This is a genomic window from Nonomuraea polychroma, assembly GCF_004011505.1.
Classification (GTDB): Bacteria; Actinomycetota; Actinomycetes; order Streptosporangiales; family Streptosporangiaceae; genus Nonomuraea; species Nonomuraea polychroma.
Map to the genome: position 1 here is coordinate 1,053,508 of NZ_SAUN01000001.1, position 18,054 is coordinate 1,071,561.

An 18,054-nucleotide genomic window follows, 5' to 3' on the forward strand; every position below is an offset into this window, starting at 1 on the left:
CCGTCAACTCCGCCCTGAACCCAGCCCGGACGGAAGCCCCGGCGCCACCGGCCGAGCCGGACATTCCATTTCCCGGGAAATCTGCCTCGTGACCATCACCACCACTTCAGGTAACGTCACGGGAAAGCGGGACCCTACCGAGGAGCGGTAGATGGTTGAGGAGCGGGCGCTCGACGCCACAGGCCAGGAAAAGAGACGACAGCTGGTCCGGGCGGTGATCGCCTCGGCCGTGGGCACCTCGATCGAATGGTATGACTTCTTCCTGTACGGCTTCGCGGCCAGCACCATCTTCGCGCAGCTGTTCTTCCCGACGAGCGATCCGACCACGGGCCTGCTGCTCGCGCTCGGCACCTACTTCGGCGGCTTCGCCGCCCGCCCGATCGGCGCGGCGATCTTCGGCCACTACGGTGACCGCATCGGCCGCAAAGCCACGCTGATCATCACGCTGCTGACCATGGGCGTCGCCACCGCGCTCGTGGGCCTGGTGCCGACCTACGAGCAGATCGGCATCTGGGGCGGCATCCTGCTGACGCTTCTGCGCCTGCTGCAGGGCATCAGCGTCGGCGGCGAATGGGGCGGCTCCGTCCTGCTCGCCACCGAGTGGGGCAAGTCGCGCGGCGGCCGGCGCGGGTTCCTCGGCAGCTGGCCGCAGTTCGGCGTCCCCGTCGGACTCGTGCTCGGTTACCTGGCGCTGCAGATCTTCCAGCCGATCGACCCTTACTGGGGCTGGCGCATCCCGTTCCTGCTCAGCATCGTGATGGCCGCGGTCGGGCTCTACATCAGGCTCGGCATCCTGGAGACCCCGGTCTTCGCCAAGGTCCTCGCGGAGAACAAGGTCGAACGGGTCCCCGTGCGCGAGGTCATCGTCAGGAACTGGCGGGAGATCGTGCTGAGCGCGCTCCTGCGGACCGGGCAGCAGGCGCCGTTCTACGTCTTCACCGTCTTCATCCTGACGTACGCCACCAAGACGCTCGGGTTCGAGGCGAGCGACGTCTACACGTACGTGATCGTCGCGGGCGTCGTGTCGCTCTTCACCGTGCCGTTCTGGGGCTACATCTCGGACATCGTGGGCCGCAGGCGCCTGTACATCATCGGTGCCGCCGCCATGGTCGTCTGGTCCTTCATCTACTGGCCGCTGCTGGACACCCGCGTCCCGTCGCTGGTCTTCCTGGCCATCGTGCTGGCCGCGCCGATCCACGACATCCAGTACGGCCCGCAGGCCACGTTCATCGCCGAGAGCTTCACCGGCCGGCTGCGCTACAGCGGGGCCTCGCTCGGCTACCAGCTGGCCTCGGTCACGGCGGGCGGACCGGCGCCGCTGATCGCCGTCTGGCTGTACGCGACGTACCAGAGCTCGATGGCCATCGCGATCTACATGGCGGTCTGCGCGTTGATCAGCGTGGCGGCGGCGTTCGCGCTGAAGGATCGTTCGCAGTACGACTACGCGGTCGAGTACGACGAGCCGCAAGCTTCGAAGGGCTGAGGCCCGGCGCTGGTCACCGGCCCGCAGTCGCTGTCGCACGCGGAGATGGTGGCCGCCATCGCCGAGGCCATCGGCCGGCCGCTGCGCTTCGAGGAGGCCCCGCCGGAGGACCTCTCCCGTCACCTGATCGGGATCGGGATGCCCGAGCCGTTCGTGCGGGCCCTGATGGACCGCTACTGGCAGTGGTCGCCTGCCGGTCTCGGCAGGTCCAGCGCCGGGTTCCGGTCGAAGAAGCCGACGGGTTTCAGGGTGAAGCCGCACGTGTCGGCGGGCATGACCGGCCAGTCCTCCACGCGCGGCACGTGGGTGAGCCCGAACGTGTGCCACACCACGATGTCCGCGCCGTCGATGTCGCGGTCCCGCGCCACCCACGCGGGCAGCCCGTCCTGCCCGTGGCTCTGGTTGACGTAGTCGCCGGCGGGGTAGCGCTCCGCGCTGTCGTACCTGGTCACCCAGAGGTGTTTGGTGGCGAACGCGGCGCGGCGCGCGATCGACGAGGTCTCGGCCGCCAGCAGTGTCGGCCGGCCCTGGGGTGACAACGCGTACGCCACGGGCCGGCCCAGCCGGTTGAGCACCGCCGGGTTGCTGATGTGCCAGGTCCGTCCCGAGCCCGGCGCGGCCAGGCGGGCGGCCTGCGCCTCGGTACGCAGCCGCGTCGCCGTCGTCGTGAACGCGTTGCCGTACGGGTTGCCCGCGCCGGCCTCGACCGGCGTGATCTCGACCTCGTCCACGGCGTTGGCCACCCCGTCGACCGTCATGTCGAGGCGGGCGCAGAACAGATGCTGGTGGTAGGGGGCGCCGAGGCCGGGCGCGACCTCGCTGGCGTACCGGCCGTCCTCGTAGGAGGAGGTGAACAACACGCCGGTGGACTTGCACTCGAACTGCACGGAGCCGTCCAGGTACAGGTACCAGTAGAAGCCGTAGTCATAGTTGCCGACCGTGGCGAAATAGGACAGCACGAGGCGCCGGGAACGCCGGGTCTCGGCCGAACCCGTGAACAGGTCGCTGTGCTTCCACAACACGCCCTGGTCTTCCTCGTGCACGCAGACGGCGTTCGCGATCGTGTACGGCTCGCCGTGGTCGTCGGCCAGGACGGCGTCGAAGTAGGTGATCTCGCCCAGGCAGTCGCAGCCCAGGACCAGCGAGTTGGCCATCTTGCCGAGGCAGTACTCGCCGGCGTCGAAGTAGTTCTGCCAGAACCGGCCCGGGCTCGGGTCCGCGTACGGGACCACCATTTCGGCGATCGAGGCCCGGTACAGCACGGGGCGCTCGCGCTCGCCGTCGCGGAACGTCAGCTGGTGCAGCACCAGGCCCTCGCGCGCGTCGAAGCCGATCCGCAACCGCCAGTTCGCCCACTCGATCACGTTGCCCTCGACCGTGTGGCTCGGCCCCTCGGGCTGGGTGATCTCGATGGGCTTGAGCGAGGCACGCGGCGGGCCGACGACGCTCTCGTCGTCGAAGTTGCCCTCCTCCGCCGGCACGGGCGCGAGCCGATGATCGTGCAGCTCGATGACCCGCCGCTCGATCAGGTCGACGTAGGCGACGAGGCCGTCCACGGGGTGGGCCCACGGGTGGTCCTCGGGGCGGTGCTTGACGAAGGTGAGGACCCGCAGCAGCCGCCTGCCCCGCTCGCCCGGCAGGTCGAAACTCCCGGCCGACAGCGGGCAGGGGCAGGGGCAGGCCAGCCTCAGGTCCGTGATGCCGCGGCGGGCCATCGCCGCTCGCCACCCGGGATCCGCCTTGACGATGTCGTCGACGAGCGCGTACTCCTCGATCATGATGGGCGGCTGGCCCTCGGCGGCCGGGTCGATGTCACGCCTCCTCACCAGCTTGTCCTGGGTGAGCGAGACCACGGTCTCCGCACAGGCGCCGGTCCCCGTGTCGAGCAGGACGCTTATCACCTGACGGTCCGGCGGGGCCGCGCCGGTGAACGCGAGGACCTCGCTCTTGGCCGGCTCACGCAGCTGGACGAGCGGGAAGCGGGTGTCCGGCCCCACCAGACCGGCCTGCGCCAGGATCGAGCGGTTGTGCCGGATCTCGTCGGCGGTGAGCCTGTCGAGGGGATGGGCGCTCATGTCGTGGGCTCCTTTGCCGCCGTCTACGGGGGGTCGTCGGGTCAGCATGGATCACCCTTTTCTTCGCTGCCGGGGCCCTCGCCGTTCCACCCAGGTGCGCCACCGGGTCCAGGCGCATCCCCTTGGTCCGGCTCCCCGCGGCCATGTGCAAAGATTTCAACAGAAGAATTATTCCGGTATCATTTATCGTAAGTTACCGTGAGCAGACCCAAGGCCGAGGCGGACGGCAAGCCCATGACGACGACTGACCAACTGCTGTACGTCGATCATCTTGTGCGTGTCACCTGCACCGTGATGCCGGGCCCGACGCTGATCCGGGTCGTCGGCGAGATCGACAGGACCAACAGCACCGAGGTGCTGCGCACGCTGGAGCAGGCCCGGCGGATCGACGACCGGCTCGTGGTCGACGTCGGCGGGGTCGACTTCGCCGACGTCACGGGAGTCCGGGCGCTGGTGGCCTTCGCCGAGCGGGGTGACGCTCACATCCGCAACGCCCCGCACCAGATGAGCCGCCTGATGCGGCTCATGGGGCTGAGCCCTTTCGTCGAGCCGGAGAGCCGATGGTCGTGACCTATTCGGCCGAGCGGCGGTGCTCGCCGACCAGATGGCCGTTGTGCCGGATCTGCGCCGCGTCGTACGGGCACACCGGCCGGTTGACGAACGATTCGGCGATGCTGTCGGCGTGCACCCGGTCGACTCCCCAGCCGATCGTGTGCCAGCGGCCCAGCCCGTCCTCGGCTGTGGAGTCGAGCACAGTGATCTCGAAAAGCTGGGCGGCCGGAGCCGGAGTGCAGGACACGTGCCCAGTGGGCGCGCCGCTCTGCCGGCTGTCGATACCCGGCTGTTCCATATGGGGCTCCTTTCCGCCCGATACGATCGTCACCCGGAACAAGGTCATACCCGGCTTTGGCCACCGAAACATCTGCGATGTCGACGTGGCTGCAGGGCGTACTAGTCTGCTAAGCAGACGGCAGAAGACAAGTTCGCTATAGGATCTTCCGGAAATGAGCCACATGTCTCGGTGGAAGGGCTGGGGTCCTGCCCGACGCCAGGAGCGTGAGATTCGGTGAGCAATTACCACGATCGTTCCTCTTCCTCCTGGACCTTCCTGACCCACCATGCCCGGGTCCTGCTGGAGATCGCCCGCGATCCCGAGGTCCGGCTGCGCGACATCGCCGCCAGCATCGGCATCACCGAACGCGCCGTGCAAGGCATCGTGACCGACCTGCACGACGCGGGCTACCTGACGCGCGAGCGGGTGGGGCGGCGTAACCACTACAGCCTCAACCTGGATCAGTCCTTCCGCTACCCCACCGAGGCCAACCTGCCCGTCCGCCTCCTCATCGACATGTTCACGCAGCACGACTTCACAAAGGATCAGCCGCTCGAGCCGCATTGACGGGCTGATCCCACGAACCGGCCGCCGTCGAGGGCGACTCTTCCCCCGGCGGCGGCCGGACGTTGGTGGCATGGAGCGCAGGCGACACCCTCTGGGTGCTCAACCTCAAGGCGGTCACCTGACGGCGCTCAGCCCCACACCTTCTGGGCGGTGTCCACGACCAGCTCCAGCTTGCGCCGCTCGTCGTCCACGGTCAGCAGGTTGCCCCTGGCCGTGGAGGCGAAGCCGCACTGGGGACTGATGGCGAGGTTCTCCAGCGGCACGTACTTGGCGGCCTCGTCGATCCGGCGGCGCAGCTCGTCCTGCGATTCCAGCCTCGGGACCTTGGAGGAGACCAGCCCGAGGACGACGGTGGTGCCCTGGGGCATGAAGCGGAGCGGCTCGAACCCGCCCGCCCGCTCGGTGTCGTACTCGAGCAGGAACCGGTCCACCGGGACCTCGCCGAACAGCCGCTCGGCGATCGGCTCGTAGCCGCCGCTGGACATCCAGGCGCTGCGGTTGTTGCCCCTGCAGATGTGCATCCCGACCGTGACGTCGGGGTCCATGGCCTTGGCCGCGCGCACCAGCTCGGCGTCCACCGCGACCGTCGCGTCGAGTATCGCCTCAGGGGCGGGGGCGTCGGGTCCCATGAGGCGCGCGCGGAAGTCCGCGTCGAACACCATGTTGTAGCTCAGGGAGTCCAGCTGGATCCAGTTCACCCCGCGGCCCAGCAGGTCCTCGATCTCCTTGATCCGCAGGGCGACGAGGTCGCGCATCATGTCGCCGGGCGTGGGGTAGACGGCCCGGCTGAGGTCCGGCCGCCACAGGAGGTTCCCCATGGAGGAGCTCATCATGGTGATCTTGAACTGGCCGGGCGCGTGCCGGGCCATGAAGTCGGCCTCGACGGCGGTGAGATACGCCTTCTGAGCGAGCTTGGCGTTCGCGGCCACCATCTGGAACGCGGTCTCCTCGGGCGGTGGCATGCCGTCGTCCCTGAACCACGCCGACGTGGGCGCCTCGACCGGCACCACCCCGCCCAGCGACTCCAGCAGGCCGGCCATCCAGGTGGCCCGCCGCATCTCGCCGTCGGTGAAGATCTCGATCCCGGCCTCACGCTGCAGCCGGATCGCGGCCAGCACCGCGTCGTCCTCCAGCTTCGCCAGTTCGCCGTCGCTCAGCTCGCCCTTTGTGCGCGCCTCCCGGGCCTGCAGCAACTCGGGTGGCCGCAACAGGCTCCCGACGTGCTCGGCGTGGTGGATCGCGGGCATGCTTCCTCCTCCGTGTCAGGGACGCGGGAGACCGGTGGCGCCCCGCGCCGGCCATGAGGTGAGAGTCCACCCGCCACTCTCCGCCACAGGGGGAGGGTCGTCCACCCTTGATTGCGGCGTGATCTTTTCGTGACCTAATATGGTGGTAGATCAGGATTCATTGGGAATCACTGATTTCGAAGTCCAGCAGAGGGCTTCAGTTCACGCGACCAAACGTGGTGTGCCTCTGCCTGGACTTTTTTCATGCGCAGGGGCGCCTGAGGCTTACTCTTGGAGTATCGGATGGCAGTCCTGGATATCGCACTCGAAGAGATGACCGCCGAGCAGCTGCTGGCGGAGATGAACCGGCCGGACACCTCTGACCTGCAGAAGATCCGAATCCGCGAACGTCTCGTGGACATGTACGCGGGTCTGGTCAACGATGTCACGCGCCGCTACTACCACCGTGGCGAACCCATGGAAGACCTGCGCCAAGCCGCGTACGTCGGCCTGATGAAGGCCATCAACGGCTTCGACCCGGAGCTCGGGCACGAGTTCCGCGGCTACGCGATGATCACGATGGTGGGCGAGGTCAAGCGGCACTTCCGCGACCGGACCTGGGCCATCAGGGTGCCGCGTGTCTACCAGGAGCGCCGGCTGGAGCTCAACAAGGCCACCGCCGAGCTCACGCAGACGCTCGGCCACGCGCCGACCGTCGCCGAGCTGGCCGCCAAGCTGGGCATCTCGGAGGAGGACGTGCTGCTCACCCTTGACGCGTCGGCCGCGTACAACACGCTGTCGCTGGACGCGCCGGTCGGCGGCGAGGAGGACGCGGCCGACCTGGGTGACTTCCTGCCCGCGCAGGACGACACGCTGGACGACATGCTGGGGGCGCACGCGATCAAGCCGCTCATCGACGCGCTGCCGGACAGGGAGCGGAACATCCTCCTCATGCGTTTCTACGGCAACATGACCCAGTCCGAGATCGCCGCCGAGTTCGGCATCTCGCAGATGCACGTGTCCCGCATCCTGCGCGCCGTGCTCGCCAAGCTGCGGGAGCAACTGCAGGACTGAGCGGCCTATCCGGTACGCCAGTCGCCCGAGCCGAGCGCCCCGGCGGCCTGCGGGCCCATCAGCCCCAGGCCGCCGTCGACGTAGACGGTCGCGCCCGTGACGTACGAGGCGGCGGTACCGGCGAGGAAGGCGATGACCGCGGCGACCTCCCGGGCGTCGCCCGGCCGGGAGATCGGGTACCCCGGCCGGCTGCCCGGTTGCGGCGGCACGTCCTCCTGCCCGGTCATCGGGGTGGCGATCTCGCCGGGCGCCACGGTGTTCACGGTGATGCCGTACTCGGCCAGCTCCAGGGCCAGGACGCGGCTGAACAGGCGTAGCCCGCCTTTGGCCGCGCAGTACGGGCCCGCGCCCACCCGCGGATACTCCTCGTGAACGCTGGTGACGTTGACGATGCGGCCGCCCCGGCCGGAGGCGACCATGCGCCTCGCGGCCCGCTGCGCGCAGAGGAAGGCGCCGTCGAGATCCACCGCCAGGACCGACCGCCAGCGCTCATAGCTCGTCTCCAGCAGCGGCTCGGCGGTGCCGGTGCCCGCGTTGTTGACCAGTACGCCGACCCCGCCCAGCTCTTCGGCCAGCTCGTCGACGACCGCCGCGGCCCGTTCGGGATCGGTCAGATCATGCCGGCGCACGGCCGGGGCCCTGCCGAGCCCGCGTACCAGCCCGGCCGTCTCCTCCGCGCCCGCGCGATCGCTGTGGTAGGTGATGCCGACGTCGAAGCCCTGCTCGGCCAGCGCCACGGCAGTGGCCTTGCCGATGCCCGAATCGGCTCCGGTGATGATCGCCACCCGATCGTAGGCGTCGCTCATGTCAGCCTTGGTCCCCGCCGGACCGCTCACCTCTGGGGCGCTCGCCCTTGGCGGGCCGTTCGGACTGAGGGCCTTCGGCCCGGTCGCCGCCGACCTTGCGCGGCCGCATGCCGGGCTCTGACTGCAGCTTCTTCTTGACGTTCTTGTCCAGCTCCTGCTCGCTCAACCCCTTGTGTTCCATGTCCTTGCGGGTACGGGCCCGCTTGGCGTCGTAGCCGTGGCTACCAGGTCGGGGCATGTCTGATCACTCCTTCCTCTCCCGGCCCCGCTACCCGACACGTCCCCCGTCACACGCTGGATGCCGCCCGGTAGTCTCCACGTCCATGAACGCTGACGTCATCGTCGTCGGAGCGGGCCTGGCCGGGCTGGTGGCCACCTGCGAGCTTGCCGAGAGAGGCAAGAAGGTCCTCCTGCTCGACCAGGAGAACGCGGCCAACCTCGGCGGCCAGGCCCACTGGTCCTTCGGCGGCCTGTTCCTGGTGAACTCGCCGGAGCAGCGGCGGCTCGGCGTACGCGACTCCTTCGAGCTGGCCTGGAGCGACTGGCAGGGCAGCGCCGGGTTCGACCGGCTCGAGGACGAGGACTGCTGGGCGGTCCAGTGGGCGCGGGCGTATGTGGAGTTCGCCTCCGGGGAGAAGCGGGCCTGGCTCGACCGCCTCGGCGTCAGGCTGCTGCCCACCGTCGGATGGGCCGAACGCGGGGGCCTGCGCGCGGACGGTCACGGCAACTCCGTGCCGCGTTTCCATGTCGCGTGGGGGACCGGGCCGGGCGTGCTGGAGCCGTTCGTGCGCCGGGTCCGGCAGGCCGCCGCGGAGGGGCTGGTCACCTTCCGCCACCGCCACCGCGTCGACGAGCTCGTCGTGTCCGGCGGCGCCGTCCAGGGTGTGCGCGGCACTCTGCTGGCCGCTGACGACTCGCCGCGCGGTGTCCCGTCCAGCCGCGAGCCGGTCGGCGAGTTCGAGCTCACCGCCCCCGCCGTGATCGTCACGAGCGGCGGGATCGGCGGCGACCACGACCTGGTACGCCGCCACTGGCCCGAGCGGCTCGGCCCCGCGCCGGAGAGCATGCTCACGGGCGTCCCCGCCCACGTCGACGGGCGCATGCTGGAGATCACCGCCCACGCCGGGGCGCGGCTGGTCAACCGCGACCGCATGTGGCACTACACCGAGGGCGTCCGCAACTGGGATCCGATCTGGCCCGGGCACGGCATCCGGATCCTGCCCGGCCCCTCCTCCCTGTGGCTGGACGCCCGGGGCCGGCGGCTGCCCGACCCGTGCCTGCCTGGCTACGACACGACGAGCACGCTGCGGCACCTGCGGAGCACCGGGCACGACCACTCGTGGTTCGTGCTCACCCAGAAGATCATCGAGAAGGAGTTCGCGTTGTCGGGTTCGGAGCAGAACCCCGACATCACCCGGAAGGACCGGCGGGCCTTCCTCAAGGAGCGGCTGGTCGGCAAGGGCGCGCCCGCCCCGGTGGAGGCCTTCAAGCGGCACGGCGCGGACTTCGTCGTCGCCTCCACCGTGGAGGAGCTGGTGGCCGCGATGAACGAGCTGACCAAGGAGCCGTTGCTGGACCCCGTCCTCGTACGCCGCCAGATCGTGGCACGCGACCTGCAACTGGCGAACCCGTACAGCAAGGACGCCCAGATCCAGGGCATCCGCAACGCCCGCCGCTACGTCGGCGACCGGCTGGGCCGCGTCGCCACGCCGCACCGGATCCTCGACCCGGCCGCCGGTCCGCTGATCGGCGTCATGCTGCACGTGCTCACGCGCAAGACGCTCGGCGGCATCCAGACGGACCTGGACTCCCGGGCGCTGGGCCGGGACGGGCGGCCGGTCGAGGGGTTGTTCGCGGCGGGGGAGGTGGCCGGGTTCGGCGGCGGCGGGGTACACGGGTACAACGCGCTGGAAGGCACGTTCCTCGGGGGCTGCCTGTTCTCCGGCCGCCAGGCCGGCCGCGCCGCCGCCGGTTGAGCCGGAGCGTGTAGCGCGGGCCCAGGACGTCAGGCCGGTCGGCGCCATCGCGCGGACGCGCCGTCGCAGGCAGCCCGACACGGGTCCGACTGTCCGCCGGGCCTCCTAACATACGCGCATGACCACGCACGGATTCACGCTCACCACCGCAGGCCCGTTCGACTTCGACGCCTCCCTGCGGTTCGTCGAGGACTGGCCGGCCACCAGCGTGCTGCCCTCAGACGGGCAGGCCCTGCGCTTCGCCTACTGCGCGGAGACCGACTGGCTGCCGATCGGCGTGACCGTCACGGGCGTGCCGGGCGGGGTCGCCGTGGCCACGACGCGGGCCGCGGGCCCCGGGATCCGGGGCGAGGTGGCGCGGATCCTCTCCCTGGACGTCGACGGCGCCGGCTTCGCCAAGCTGGGAGAGGTGGATCCGGTGCTCGGCGACCTGCAGCGACGCCGTCCCGGCCTGCGGCCCGTGTGCTTCTGGAGCCCGTGGGAGGCGGCGTGCTGGGCGGTGATCGTGCAACGTTCGTCGATGCTCATCGCCTCCCGCCTCAAGCAGCGCATCGCCGAGCGGTACGGCGCCCGGGTGACCGTGGACGGGCACACCTACGCGGCTTTCCCTCCGCCTGTGACGCTGCTGGAGGCGGACGGCCTGGGTCTGCCCGCGCAGAAGGAGGAGTGGGTGCGCGGCCTGGCCCGTGCCGCGCTCGACGGCCTGCTGACCGCGGAGCACCTGCGCTCGCTCGCCCCGGAGGAGGCGCTGGCCGAGCTGCGTGAGCTGCCTGGCGTGGGCCCGTTCTCCGCGGGCCTGATCCTGATCCGCGGCGCCGGCGCGCCCGACGCGTTCCCCGGCGACGAGCCGCGCCTGTTCGCGATCCTGCGCGAGGCGTACGGCTTGCCGGAGGACGCGCCGCCGGCCGCCTACCGGAGGCTGGCCGACACGTGGCGGCCTTACCGTTCCTGGGCTTCTTTCCTGTTCCGGGCGTCGGCGTACGGCGTCATGGACGACCGCGACTGACGGGCGCGCCGAGCGGGACAGGAAGTTACGCAGGCCCGGTCTTGTTGCCCTGAACATGGACAGTCGTTACGCGGACCAGAAGGTCATCCAGCACCTGCTCGGCCAGGCACAGACGTGGGCCTTCGTGGGCCTCGGCAACCACCCGCGGCGTACGGCGTACGAGCAGGCGCGCCTGCTCCAGTCGCGAGGCAGGCGGATCATCCCCGTCCACCCCGCCGCCGAGACCGTGCTGGGCGAGCCGGGATACGCCTCGCTGTCCGAGGTGCCGGAGAAAGTGGACGTCGTCGCCGTGTACCGGCGTTCCGAGTACGCGGGCGAGTCCGTGGACGAGGCGATCGCCGTGGGCGCCGGGGCGGTTTGGCTGCCCCTTGACGTGATCGACGTGGCCGCGGCCCGGCGTGCTCGGGAGGCCGGTCTCGACGTCGTCATGAATCGTTGCCCAGGTGTCGAATGGGCCTTGCGCCGGCCTTTGTAAGGTCAAAATGCTCGGATCGAGGTTCCCCTCCGCCGGGACGGTTGGACTAGGTTGGGGGTTATATCCGATTTCGCGCCGGGGATGCGTCTCCCCGCTTTCTCGGTTGCTCCACATATCTCATGAGGAGCGAAGCCATGACTGTCCGCCGCACCCTGACAGCCACTCGAAGCCGCCTGTCCATGTTCCGTATACCGATCCCGGATCCGGGTGACAGCTCCGACCGTGCACGCAGGCGGCGTCGTCGCCGGTGACCTGATCACTTCTTGGATATGATGCGGCCCTTGAACATCGGGTGCTTGGTCTCCCAGTAGCGCCAGCCTTCGACCCTGGCAGGCACGTTGGCGATGCCAGAGTCGATCTTGACGTGGCGGCACGTGCGTAGCACCGACCACGCGGACCAGCCGATGCGGTAGCCGAGCACCCGATACCACATGTTGCCGTACATTCCATCGCTGATCTCCTGGGTGTATTCGTGCCCAGTGAAGATCATGTGCCGCTCTTCGAGGTGGGGAAGGCCCATCTTCCGCATTTCGTCGACGACCTCAACAGTATCGAACGTACGCGTGACGGAGTGTCTCTTCTCCTTCTCGGTCTCCAGGAACGCAAGGACTTCGTGTTCCCGCGTGACGGACACCGTCATGGTCCCGCCAGGGCCGTCGATGAAGCGGGTGCGGGGAACGAAGAAGTTCCTGGGCGACAGCCAGTGACGTTTGAAGAAGATGCGCGGTTCGCACCATCCGTCACCGTGAGAAACGTGATGTTCGTGCTTCTGTTTCTGCACTTGCTCCTGATCATCATCGGCGCTCGCGCTGGTCGTCAAGGAGGCGACCAACGCGACAGAGAGCGCGCCGCTCATGGCCAGCCTCGTCGCCCTCCTCACCGAGTGACGAGGCTTCTGTCGGTCGGGAAGGGGCGTGAACATGTGCCGTTCCTTTCGAAAATGCGAGCACAGCCGCCGGGCGGAATGCGACCAGCCGCAAGTGAGCGATCAGATCAGCACGATGCTTACAGTTGACGTGATTCACGCTGCAGCGCCACACCGTAGCTGAATCTCCCGCATCGAAAAAGAATTGGCGAAGAATCGTCAATTCGCATTTCTCGCCGCCGGTTCATCCCGGCTCGCCCGGTCCTCGGAAGCCCCCGATCGCCGCGGACCAGGCCCTGACGGTCAGCCGGATTCACTGACCTCCAGCAGGATCTTCAGCAGGTCCTGCGGGGCGTCCCGCATGAGGTTGTGCCCGCTGCCCAGCGCGTACGTGGTCCATGAGGGATCCTCGCGCAGCCGCTGGTACGTGCCGGTGAACGGCGATTGCTCCGCCCAGCCTGCCGCGTACACGTAGACGTTGCGCCGCACCCGCGTCGTGTCCGCGGTGATCGCGAGCGGTTGGAGGAGTGAGGCGAGCGGGTGGGGCGTGGCCCGCGGGTCGAAGAAGGGCAGGGGACGCACGGCCTCGCCGGTCTCCACCACGTCCAGGTACCACTGCCGCTCCCGGTCGGAGACCAGGCTCCACATGGAATCGCCGGGCTGCGGCACGACGGCGTCCAGGTAGACCAGCGAGTCCACCCGGTCCGGCATGCGGCCGGCGACCCCGCTGATCACCATCCCGCCGTAGCTGTGGCCGGCCAGCACCGCGTTCTCGATGTTCTCGGCCGCCAGCACGCCGGTGACGTCCTGGATGTGGGTCTCCAGGTTCAGTCCGCCGTGCAGCAGGTGGCTGCGCTCGCTGAGCCCGGTCAAGGTCAGCGGGTGGACGCGGTGCCCGTGGCGGCGCAGTTGTTCGGTGAGCGGCTCGAAGCACCAGCCGCCATGACACATGCCGGGAATCAGAACAAAGGTGGTCACTGCCGTTCTCTTTCTCTCGTAACCGGGCCGGGGAAGGGAGCCGCACGGCCTGAGGTGGCGGCGATCGCGGCCGCCAGCGCGCACAGGGCCGCCGTCCAGGCGAGGGCGGCGTCGGCCGAGGTGTGATCGGCGAGGATGCCGGCGATCCAGGGCCCGGCGGTCTGGCCGGCGGCGAACAAGGTGGTGAAGGCCGCCAGTGTGGCCGTCCAGTCGGCGGGCGACGTGCCGTTCTTGATGAGCGCGGTCACGGCGGCGGGAACGGCCATGAACGTCGCCCCGTACACGGCCGCGGAGGCGAGGATGACCGGCAGCGCCGAGGATGCCAGGGCCAGCGCCGCTCCACCGGCGAGGACGGCGAGCAGCGCGGCAAGGGTTCTGTCGCCGGGCCAGAGGGTGATGGGACGGCTCCACAGCCACGGCGCCGCCACGACGGCCAGCCCCAGGACCGCCCAGGTCAGCGTCACCTGCGCGACCGGCACGTGCCGGTCCGCCAGATAGGCGGACAGGTACGTGATGTAGGTGATGTAGCCGGCGGCGAACAGCAGATAGGCCAGTGCGGTCCGCCAGACCGGGCGTATCTGTGCCCGGCCGGCGGTGGCGGCCTTCGCCTCCTTGCCCTCGCAGGTGTCTGCCGCGGACCAACTGACCAGCGTCGCCAGCGCGGCGGCGGCACTGAGGCCGAGCCAGGCGAGCTGCCAGCGCGCCCCCAGCGCCGGGATGGTCGCGCTGCTGACGACGATGCCCAGCCCGGTGCCGGCGAAGTAGACGGTGATGGGCAGGCCGGAGGAGATCTCGGTCGCGATGCGCGCCGCGATCACACCTCCGGCGATGAACACCAACGCCCCCGCCGCCCCGGCGACGGCCCGCGCGATCAGCAGCGCCAGGTGGTCACCGCCGGCCGCTGTGGCGCCGAGTGCCAGCGCGGTGAGGACCATCCCCCAGCGGAAGGCGCCCGCGGTGCCCAGCCGGCGCTGGACGACCGGAGTCACCAGCGCGCCGAGGAGGTAGCCGAGCCCGTTGGCGGCGCTCATCACCCCGGCTTCGGCCAGGCTCCAGTGCAGGTCGTCCCGCATGGCCGGGACGAGCAGTCCGTACGCGAAGCGCGCGAGCCCGAGCGCCGACGCGGTGCCGAGAGCCAGGCGCAGCGCCTGCCACAGCGCCGTCGTCCTGCGGGCCGGGGTCATGGGCACCGCGACAGGAAGCTCAAGATCGTACGGGCCAGCGTCACGCGGTGGTCCGACAAGGCATGGTCCGTCGCGAAGACATGGTGCTCGAGCCGCTTGATGGGCTGTGCCTGGTACGCCGCGACGAGCGGTTCGTGATGCACCTCGTGCGGGGTGACGGTGTCGAGGCTGGTGCCGATGAGCAGCACCGGGCGGTCCGCCAGCAGCGGCGCGAGCCCGGCCAGCCGCCACGAGTCGCCGGCCGCCTCCACCTCGGCGACCAGCGCCTCCCCGCTGGTGCCCCGAAGCGGGCCGAGCTCCCCGGCGAACGCCTCGACATAGCCCTTCCGCAGGCTCGGGTCAGCCCGGCAGAGCGCCGCCACCGTACCGAAGTCGAACCCGGCCACCGAGGCGACCGCAGCGACGGACGGCTGCGCCGCCGCGGTCATGAGCGCGGCGAAGCCGCCCAGACTGTGGCCGATCAACATCACCCGCCGGGGATCGAGGCGGTGCGCGGCCGCGAGGTCCTCGTCACGCAGGCCGGCCACGACCGCCGCCGTGTCCTGGAGCACGTGGCTCCACGACCACGAACCCCCGGCACCCCACGAGCCGCGATAGTGGAACACCAAGGACGCATAGCCCGCACGGCGCAGAACCTGTGCGAGATCGAAGTTGCGTTCGTTGCCGGGGAAGCCGTGCAGCAGCACGACGACCGGGTGCGGTCCTTTGCCTGCCGGGACGTGCAGGACACCCGGCAGGCTCGCGCCGCCGCTGTCGAAGGTGAGCGCGGGTGTGACGGCTGGATGGCGGGGGTCGCGCGGAGGGTCGGTGGCAAGCGGGTCGGTCATCGAAGGCTCCATAGATCGAACCGATCGGTACGATCCATGACGCTAGCAGTCCATCGAACCGATCGGTACCATCTATTGCATGCCAGTCGCCAAAGGCTCGACGATCGACCCGGCGCGCACCCGCGCCGCCATTCTCGAAGCGGCCACCCCGGTGCTGTACGAACGCGGACTCGACGGCATCGGCGTCGCCGAGCTGTGCGCCCGTCTCGGAGTGTCCAAGGAAACGCTCTACCGGCACTTCGGCACCAAGGACGGCCTCGTCCAGGCCGTGCTGGAGGCGCGCAGCGAGCGGCTGACCGGCTGGCTGGCCGAGGCCGTCGCGGCGGCCGGAGACGACCCCCACGACCAGCTGGCCGCCGTCTTCGACGCCCTCCAGCAGTGGTACGGCAGGCCCGCCTTCCGCGGCTGCGCCATGGTGAACGCGTCCGCCCAGCACCACGACGAGACCGTGCGCGCCCTCACCGCACGGCACCTGGATCGCTACCTCGATCTTCTCACCGGCATCGCCGCCCGCGCCGGAGCCACCGAGCCCGATGCCCTGGGCCGCCAGCTGCTCATGCTGGTCGAGGGCGCGACCGTCGTCGCCGTACACCACCGCACGGCCGACACGGCCCGGCAGGCCCGCGACGCCGCCCTCACCCTGCTGACCGCCGCCTCCGCCCCGTCCTGACGCCGCAGGCACACGCCGCCGCGCGAGAGCCCGTGACGCCATCGGCTCCTGAGCGATCCAGGCAAGCAGGATCGCAAGGGATCAGGCGGCGTAGTTGCGGACGGCGCGCAGGGCGTCAGCGGCGCGCGGCCCCTCGGCGGTGAGGCCGGTCTGCTCGGGCGTGAGCCGGCGAGCGCCGACCCGGCAGAACTCCGAGGCCAGGCCGGTGATCCGGTTCGGGGCGTCCGGGTCGCCGAAGGTCCAGCGGGTTCCGTCCGGTGCGGTGAGATCGCAGAACACCGGGGCGTCGGGGAGCCCGGCGACGGCGAAGGCGTACGGCAGCGTACGGTGGGCCAGCCAGGCCACATGGCGCAGCCGGGCCGTGTCGGGGTACACGATGCCCAGCGGGACCGTGATGTCCAGGGCGTGCGCCCAGTGCTCGGCGATCCTGGTCGTGGCCAGGGTGCGGGGGGACAGCGGAGTCCTGACCCAGGAGAGACGGGTGCCCGGTGGATGGGCCCGCAGCGCGTCAGGAGTGGCGAAGGCGCTCTTGCGCCAGCGGGCCAGCAGGTCGGCCGGCGGCATCCCGCGTTCGGCGGCGACCATCTCGTCGGCCAGGCCGTCCACGGTGGTTTCCGCAGAGGGCAGAAGGGCTGTCGCGTCCGTGATGGACGGGCCGGTGACCGCTTCTTCGGTCTGGGCGAGGTGCAGGACGACGTCGGAGACGGTCCAGCCCGCGGCCGCGGAGGGGTGAGCCCACTGATCCAGGGTCAAGGACTCCAATACCGCGTCCAGCTGGCGGTATTCCGCAGCCAGATCATCGAAGATGTCCGTCATCAACCCATCGTACAGAACTTTGTTCTGCACGTTCCAGGCAATGCCATATCCAGATACGCATACCTTGAGTCGGATCGACCTCCCGGTACGTACCTCTGAGCGCAACTATCCGGTTTCGGGAGGTACGTCATGCACCGCAGAGTCGCCCTGCTCTCCGCCCTCGCGCTCACCCTGGCAGGCGCCCTGGTCCCCGCGAGCGCCGCCCAGGCCAGTGCCTCGACCGGCCTCGACCCCAGGCGGCCCGTCGGATGGTCCGGCGCCGACTCCTGGTCAGAACGCAGGACCGTCCTGTCGTACTGGACGCCGCAACGCATGCTGGCGGCGGAGGCTCTGGGTGCGCCCGTCCCGCGACGCACCAGCCAGTGGGACGACCCGTCCCAGGGCACCCCGTGGGCCACCCGCGGCGCCGCGTCGACGACGACCCGGCGCACCCCGTGGACCACCCAGGGCGCCGCCTGGTCGGTCCGTGGCGTCGCGGCCCAGCAGCAGACCCTGGTGCCCAACAGCCCCGGGCTGCGGTGGACCGACGGGGACGCGGTCGTGCGCACCGTCGGCCGGGTGTTCTTCACCACGGCGGAAGGCCGAAACTCCGCATGCTCCGGCACGGCCGTGACCAGCGCCAACGAGAGCGTGGTGATCACGGCGGGGCACTGCGTGAAGCTGAACGGCGCCGCGCACCGCAACTGGGTGTTCGTCCCGGGCTTCGACAACGGCCGGCGCCCGTTCGGCACCTGGGTCGCCACCCGACTGCTGACCACCCAGCAGTGGAACGCCCGAGAGGACATCAACTTCGACGTCGCCGCGGTCGTGGTGGCGCCGCTGCAGGGGCGGACGCTGACTGACGTCGTGGGCGGGCAGGGTGTGGCGTTCAACCAGCCCAGGCGGCGGCAGATGTACTCCTTCGGCTACCCGGCGGCGGCGCCGTTCGACGGCTCACGGCTGATCTACTGCAGCGGGCGCGCGATCGACGACACCGTCATGACCAGCGACCTGGGGTTGCGCTGCAACATGACCGGCGGGTCCAGCGGCGGACCCTGGTTCCAGGGCTTCGACGAGTCCACCGGTCAGGGCTGGCTGAACTCGGTCAACAGCTTCAAGTACAACTTCGCGCCGAACTTCATGTTCGGCCCCTTCTTCGGGAACGAGGCCATGGCCGTCTATCAGGCCGCGCAGAACACCAACGCGCTGTGAGCC

Annotated in this window: 19 protein-coding genes; 9 read left to right on the top strand and 10 right to left on the bottom strand. The window is 69.9% G+C overall.

Annotated elements, in window-relative coordinates; translation table 11 throughout:
- Window positions 1–151: 151 nt before the first annotated feature.
- Window positions 152–1,483, top strand: coding sequence for an MFS transporter (locus tag EDD27_RS04675; RefSeq protein WP_127931243.1), 1,332 nt, complete (start codon window positions 152–154; stop codon window positions 1,481–1,483).
- Between the two features lie 173 nt (window positions 1,484–1,656).
- Here the strand turns inward: EDD27_RS04675 and EDD27_RS04680 are convergent, their stop codons facing one another.
- Window positions 1,657–3,558 carry a primary-amine oxidase gene (locus EDD27_RS04680; RefSeq protein ID WP_127931244.1) on the bottom strand — a complete coding sequence of 634 codons (1,902 nt, stop codon included), beginning with the start codon at window positions 3,556–3,558 and terminating at the stop codon, window positions 1,657–1,659.
- 198 nt (window positions 3,559–3,756) lie between these two features.
- On the opposite strand from EDD27_RS04680, the gene EDD27_RS04685 reads away from it, so the two are divergent.
- Window positions 3,757–4,128, top strand: coding sequence for an STAS domain-containing protein (locus tag EDD27_RS04685; protein WP_127931245.1), 372 nt, complete (start codon window positions 3,757–3,759; stop codon window positions 4,126–4,128).
- 1 nt (window position 4,129) lies between these two features.
- Here the strand turns inward: EDD27_RS04685 and EDD27_RS04690 are convergent, their stop codons facing one another.
- Window positions 4,130–4,408, bottom strand: a complete 279-nt coding sequence (locus EDD27_RS04690) for a hypothetical protein (RefSeq protein ID WP_127931246.1) — start codon at window positions 4,406–4,408, stop codon at window positions 4,130–4,132.
- Between the two features lie 216 nt (window positions 4,409–4,624).
- Here EDD27_RS04690 and EDD27_RS04695 point away from each other — a divergent pair, with 216 nt between their 5' ends.
- Window positions 4,625–4,957: a helix-turn-helix transcriptional regulator gene (locus tag EDD27_RS04695; protein WP_127931247.1), complete on the top strand. Its 333-nt coding sequence runs from the start codon at window positions 4,625–4,627 to the stop codon at window positions 4,955–4,957.
- Window positions 4,958–5,085: 128 nt separating this feature from the next.
- Here EDD27_RS04695 and EDD27_RS04700 read toward each other — a convergent pair whose 3' ends face one another.
- Window positions 5,086–6,204, bottom strand: coding sequence for a uroporphyrinogen decarboxylase/cobalamine-independent methonine synthase family protein (locus EDD27_RS04700; protein WP_127931248.1), 1,119 nt, complete (start codon window positions 6,202–6,204; stop codon window positions 5,086–5,088).
- A gap of 282 nt (window positions 6,205–6,486) precedes the next feature.
- On the opposite strand from EDD27_RS04700, the gene EDD27_RS04705 reads away from it, so the two are divergent.
- The gene (locus EDD27_RS04705) at window positions 6,487–7,257 is read left to right on the top strand and encodes a SigB/SigF/SigG family RNA polymerase sigma factor (protein WP_127931249.1); all 771 of its coding nucleotides are present in this window, start codon (window positions 6,487–6,489) and stop codon (window positions 7,255–7,257) included.
- Window positions 7,258–7,262: 5 nt separating this feature from the next.
- Here EDD27_RS04705 and EDD27_RS04710 read toward each other — a convergent pair whose 3' ends face one another.
- Both EDD27_RS04710 and EDD27_RS04715 read right to left on the bottom strand, forming a co-directional pair.
- Entirely contained in the window at window positions 7,263–8,063 is an 801-nt protein-coding gene (locus EDD27_RS04710) for an SDR family oxidoreductase (RefSeq protein ID WP_127931250.1), read from the bottom strand.
- A gap of 1 nt (window position 8,064) precedes the next feature.
- Window positions 8,065–8,301: a hypothetical protein gene (locus EDD27_RS04715; RefSeq protein WP_127931251.1), complete on the bottom strand. Its 237-nt coding sequence runs from the start codon at window positions 8,299–8,301 to the stop codon at window positions 8,065–8,067.
- 85 nt (window positions 8,302–8,386) lie between these two features.
- Between EDD27_RS04715 and EDD27_RS04720 the strand changes: the two genes are divergently transcribed.
- From EDD27_RS04720 to EDD27_RS04730, 3 genes are all read left to right on the top strand, one after another.
- A complete protein-coding gene (locus tag EDD27_RS04720; RefSeq protein ID WP_127931252.1) occupies window positions 8,387–10,039 on the top strand; it encodes an FAD-binding dehydrogenase in 1,653 nt (550 codons plus the stop codon).
- Between the two features lie 118 nt (window positions 10,040–10,157).
- On the top strand, window positions 10,158–11,045 hold the full coding sequence (locus EDD27_RS04725; RefSeq protein WP_127931253.1) for a DNA-3-methyladenine glycosylase family protein: 888 nt from the start codon (window positions 10,158–10,160) through the stop codon (window positions 11,043–11,045).
- Window positions 11,046–11,100: 55 nt separating this feature from the next.
- A complete protein-coding gene (locus tag EDD27_RS04730; protein ID WP_127931254.1) occupies window positions 11,101–11,520 on the top strand; it encodes a CoA-binding protein in 420 nt (139 codons plus the stop codon).
- 256 nt (window positions 11,521–11,776) lie between these two features.
- Here EDD27_RS04730 and EDD27_RS04735 read toward each other — a convergent pair whose 3' ends face one another.
- From EDD27_RS04735 to EDD27_RS04745, 4 genes are all read right to left on the bottom strand, one after another.
- Window positions 11,777–12,376, bottom strand: coding sequence for a hypothetical protein (locus EDD27_RS04735; RefSeq protein ID WP_127931255.1), 600 nt, complete (start codon window positions 12,374–12,376; stop codon window positions 11,777–11,779).
- A 312-nt stretch (window positions 12,377–12,688) separates the two neighbouring features.
- Window positions 12,689–13,363: an alpha/beta fold hydrolase gene (locus tag EDD27_RS53935; RefSeq protein ID WP_164903478.1), complete on the bottom strand. Its 675-nt coding sequence runs from the start codon at window positions 13,361–13,363 to the stop codon at window positions 12,689–12,691.
- Window positions 13,360–14,547 (bottom strand): YbfB/YjiJ family MFS transporter, encoded by a 1,188-nt coding sequence (locus EDD27_RS53940; RefSeq protein WP_241564779.1) that lies wholly within the window; start codon window positions 14,545–14,547, stop codon window positions 13,360–13,362. Before EDD27_RS53940 ends, EDD27_RS53935 begins: the two co-directional genes overlap by 4 nt.
- Window positions 14,544–15,374, bottom strand: a complete 831-nt coding sequence (locus EDD27_RS04745) for an alpha/beta hydrolase family protein (protein WP_127931256.1) — start codon at window positions 15,372–15,374, stop codon at window positions 14,544–14,546. Before EDD27_RS04745 ends, EDD27_RS53940 begins: the two co-directional genes overlap by 4 nt.
- 79 nt (window positions 15,375–15,453) lie before the next feature.
- On the opposite strand from EDD27_RS04745, the gene EDD27_RS04750 reads away from it, so the two are divergent.
- Window positions 15,454–16,044, top strand: a complete 591-nt coding sequence (locus EDD27_RS04750) for a TetR/AcrR family transcriptional regulator (protein ID WP_127931257.1) — start codon at window positions 15,454–15,456, stop codon at window positions 16,042–16,044.
- Between the two features lie 81 nt (window positions 16,045–16,125).
- On the opposite strand, the gene EDD27_RS04755 is transcribed toward EDD27_RS04750, so the two are convergent.
- Window positions 16,126–16,860, bottom strand: coding sequence for a maleylpyruvate isomerase family mycothiol-dependent enzyme (locus EDD27_RS04755; RefSeq protein ID WP_127931258.1), 735 nt, complete (start codon window positions 16,858–16,860; stop codon window positions 16,126–16,128).
- A gap of 129 nt (window positions 16,861–16,989) precedes the next feature.
- On the opposite strand from EDD27_RS04755, the gene EDD27_RS04760 reads away from it, so the two are divergent.
- Window positions 16,990–18,051, top strand: coding sequence for a trypsin-like serine peptidase (locus EDD27_RS04760; RefSeq protein ID WP_127931259.1), 1,062 nt, complete (start codon window positions 16,990–16,992; stop codon window positions 18,049–18,051).
- The last annotated feature ends 3 nt before the right edge of the window (window positions 18,052–18,054 follow it).

Coding starts and splice junctions, on each gene's coding strand:
- EDD27_RS04675 (WP_127931243.1), top strand. CDS start 152: ATGGTTGAGGAGCGGGCGCTCGACGCCACAGGCCAGGAAAAGAGACGA.
- EDD27_RS04680 (WP_127931244.1), bottom strand. CDS start 3,558: ATGAGCGCCCATCCCCTCGACAGGCTCACCGCCGACGAGATCCGGCAC.
- EDD27_RS04690 (WP_127931246.1), bottom strand. CDS start 4,408: ATGGAACAGCCGGGTATCGACAGCCGGCAGAGCGGCGCGCCCACTGGG.
- EDD27_RS04700 (WP_127931248.1), bottom strand. CDS start 6,204: ATGCCCGCGATCCACCACGCCGAGCACGTCGGGAGCCTGTTGCGGCCA.
- EDD27_RS04705 (WP_127931249.1), top strand. CDS start 6,487: ATGGCAGTCCTGGATATCGCACTCGAAGAGATGACCGCCGAGCAGCTG.
- EDD27_RS04710 (WP_127931250.1), bottom strand. CDS start 8,063: ATGAGCGACGCCTACGATCGGGTGGCGATCATCACCGGAGCCGATTCG.
- EDD27_RS04715 (WP_127931251.1), bottom strand. CDS start 8,301: ATGCCCCGACCTGGTAGCCACGGCTACGACGCCAAGCGGGCCCGTACC.
- EDD27_RS04720 (WP_127931252.1), top strand. CDS start 8,387: ATGAACGCTGACGTCATCGTCGTCGGAGCGGGCCTGGCCGGGCTGGTG.
- EDD27_RS04725 (WP_127931253.1), top strand. CDS start 10,158: ATGACCACGCACGGATTCACGCTCACCACCGCAGGCCCGTTCGACTTC.
- EDD27_RS04730 (WP_127931254.1), top strand. CDS start 11,101: ATGGACAGTCGTTACGCGGACCAGAAGGTCATCCAGCACCTGCTCGGC.
- EDD27_RS04735 (WP_127931255.1), bottom strand. CDS start 12,376: ATGAGCGGCGCGCTCTCTGTCGCGTTGGTCGCCTCCTTGACGACCAGC.
- EDD27_RS53940 (WP_241564779.1), bottom strand. CDS start 14,547: ATGACCCCGGCCCGCAGGACGACGGCGCTGTGGCAGGCGCTGCGCCTG.
- EDD27_RS04745 (WP_127931256.1), bottom strand. CDS start 15,374: ATGACCGACCCGCTTGCCACCGACCCTCCGCGCGACCCCCGCCATCCA.
- EDD27_RS04750 (WP_127931257.1), top strand. CDS start 15,454: ATGCCAGTCGCCAAAGGCTCGACGATCGACCCGGCGCGCACCCGCGCC.
- EDD27_RS04755 (WP_127931258.1), bottom strand. CDS start 16,860: ATGACGGACATCTTCGATGATCTGGCTGCGGAATACCGCCAGCTGGAC.
- EDD27_RS04760 (WP_127931259.1), top strand. CDS start 16,990: ATGCACCGCAGAGTCGCCCTGCTCTCCGCCCTCGCGCTCACCCTGGCA.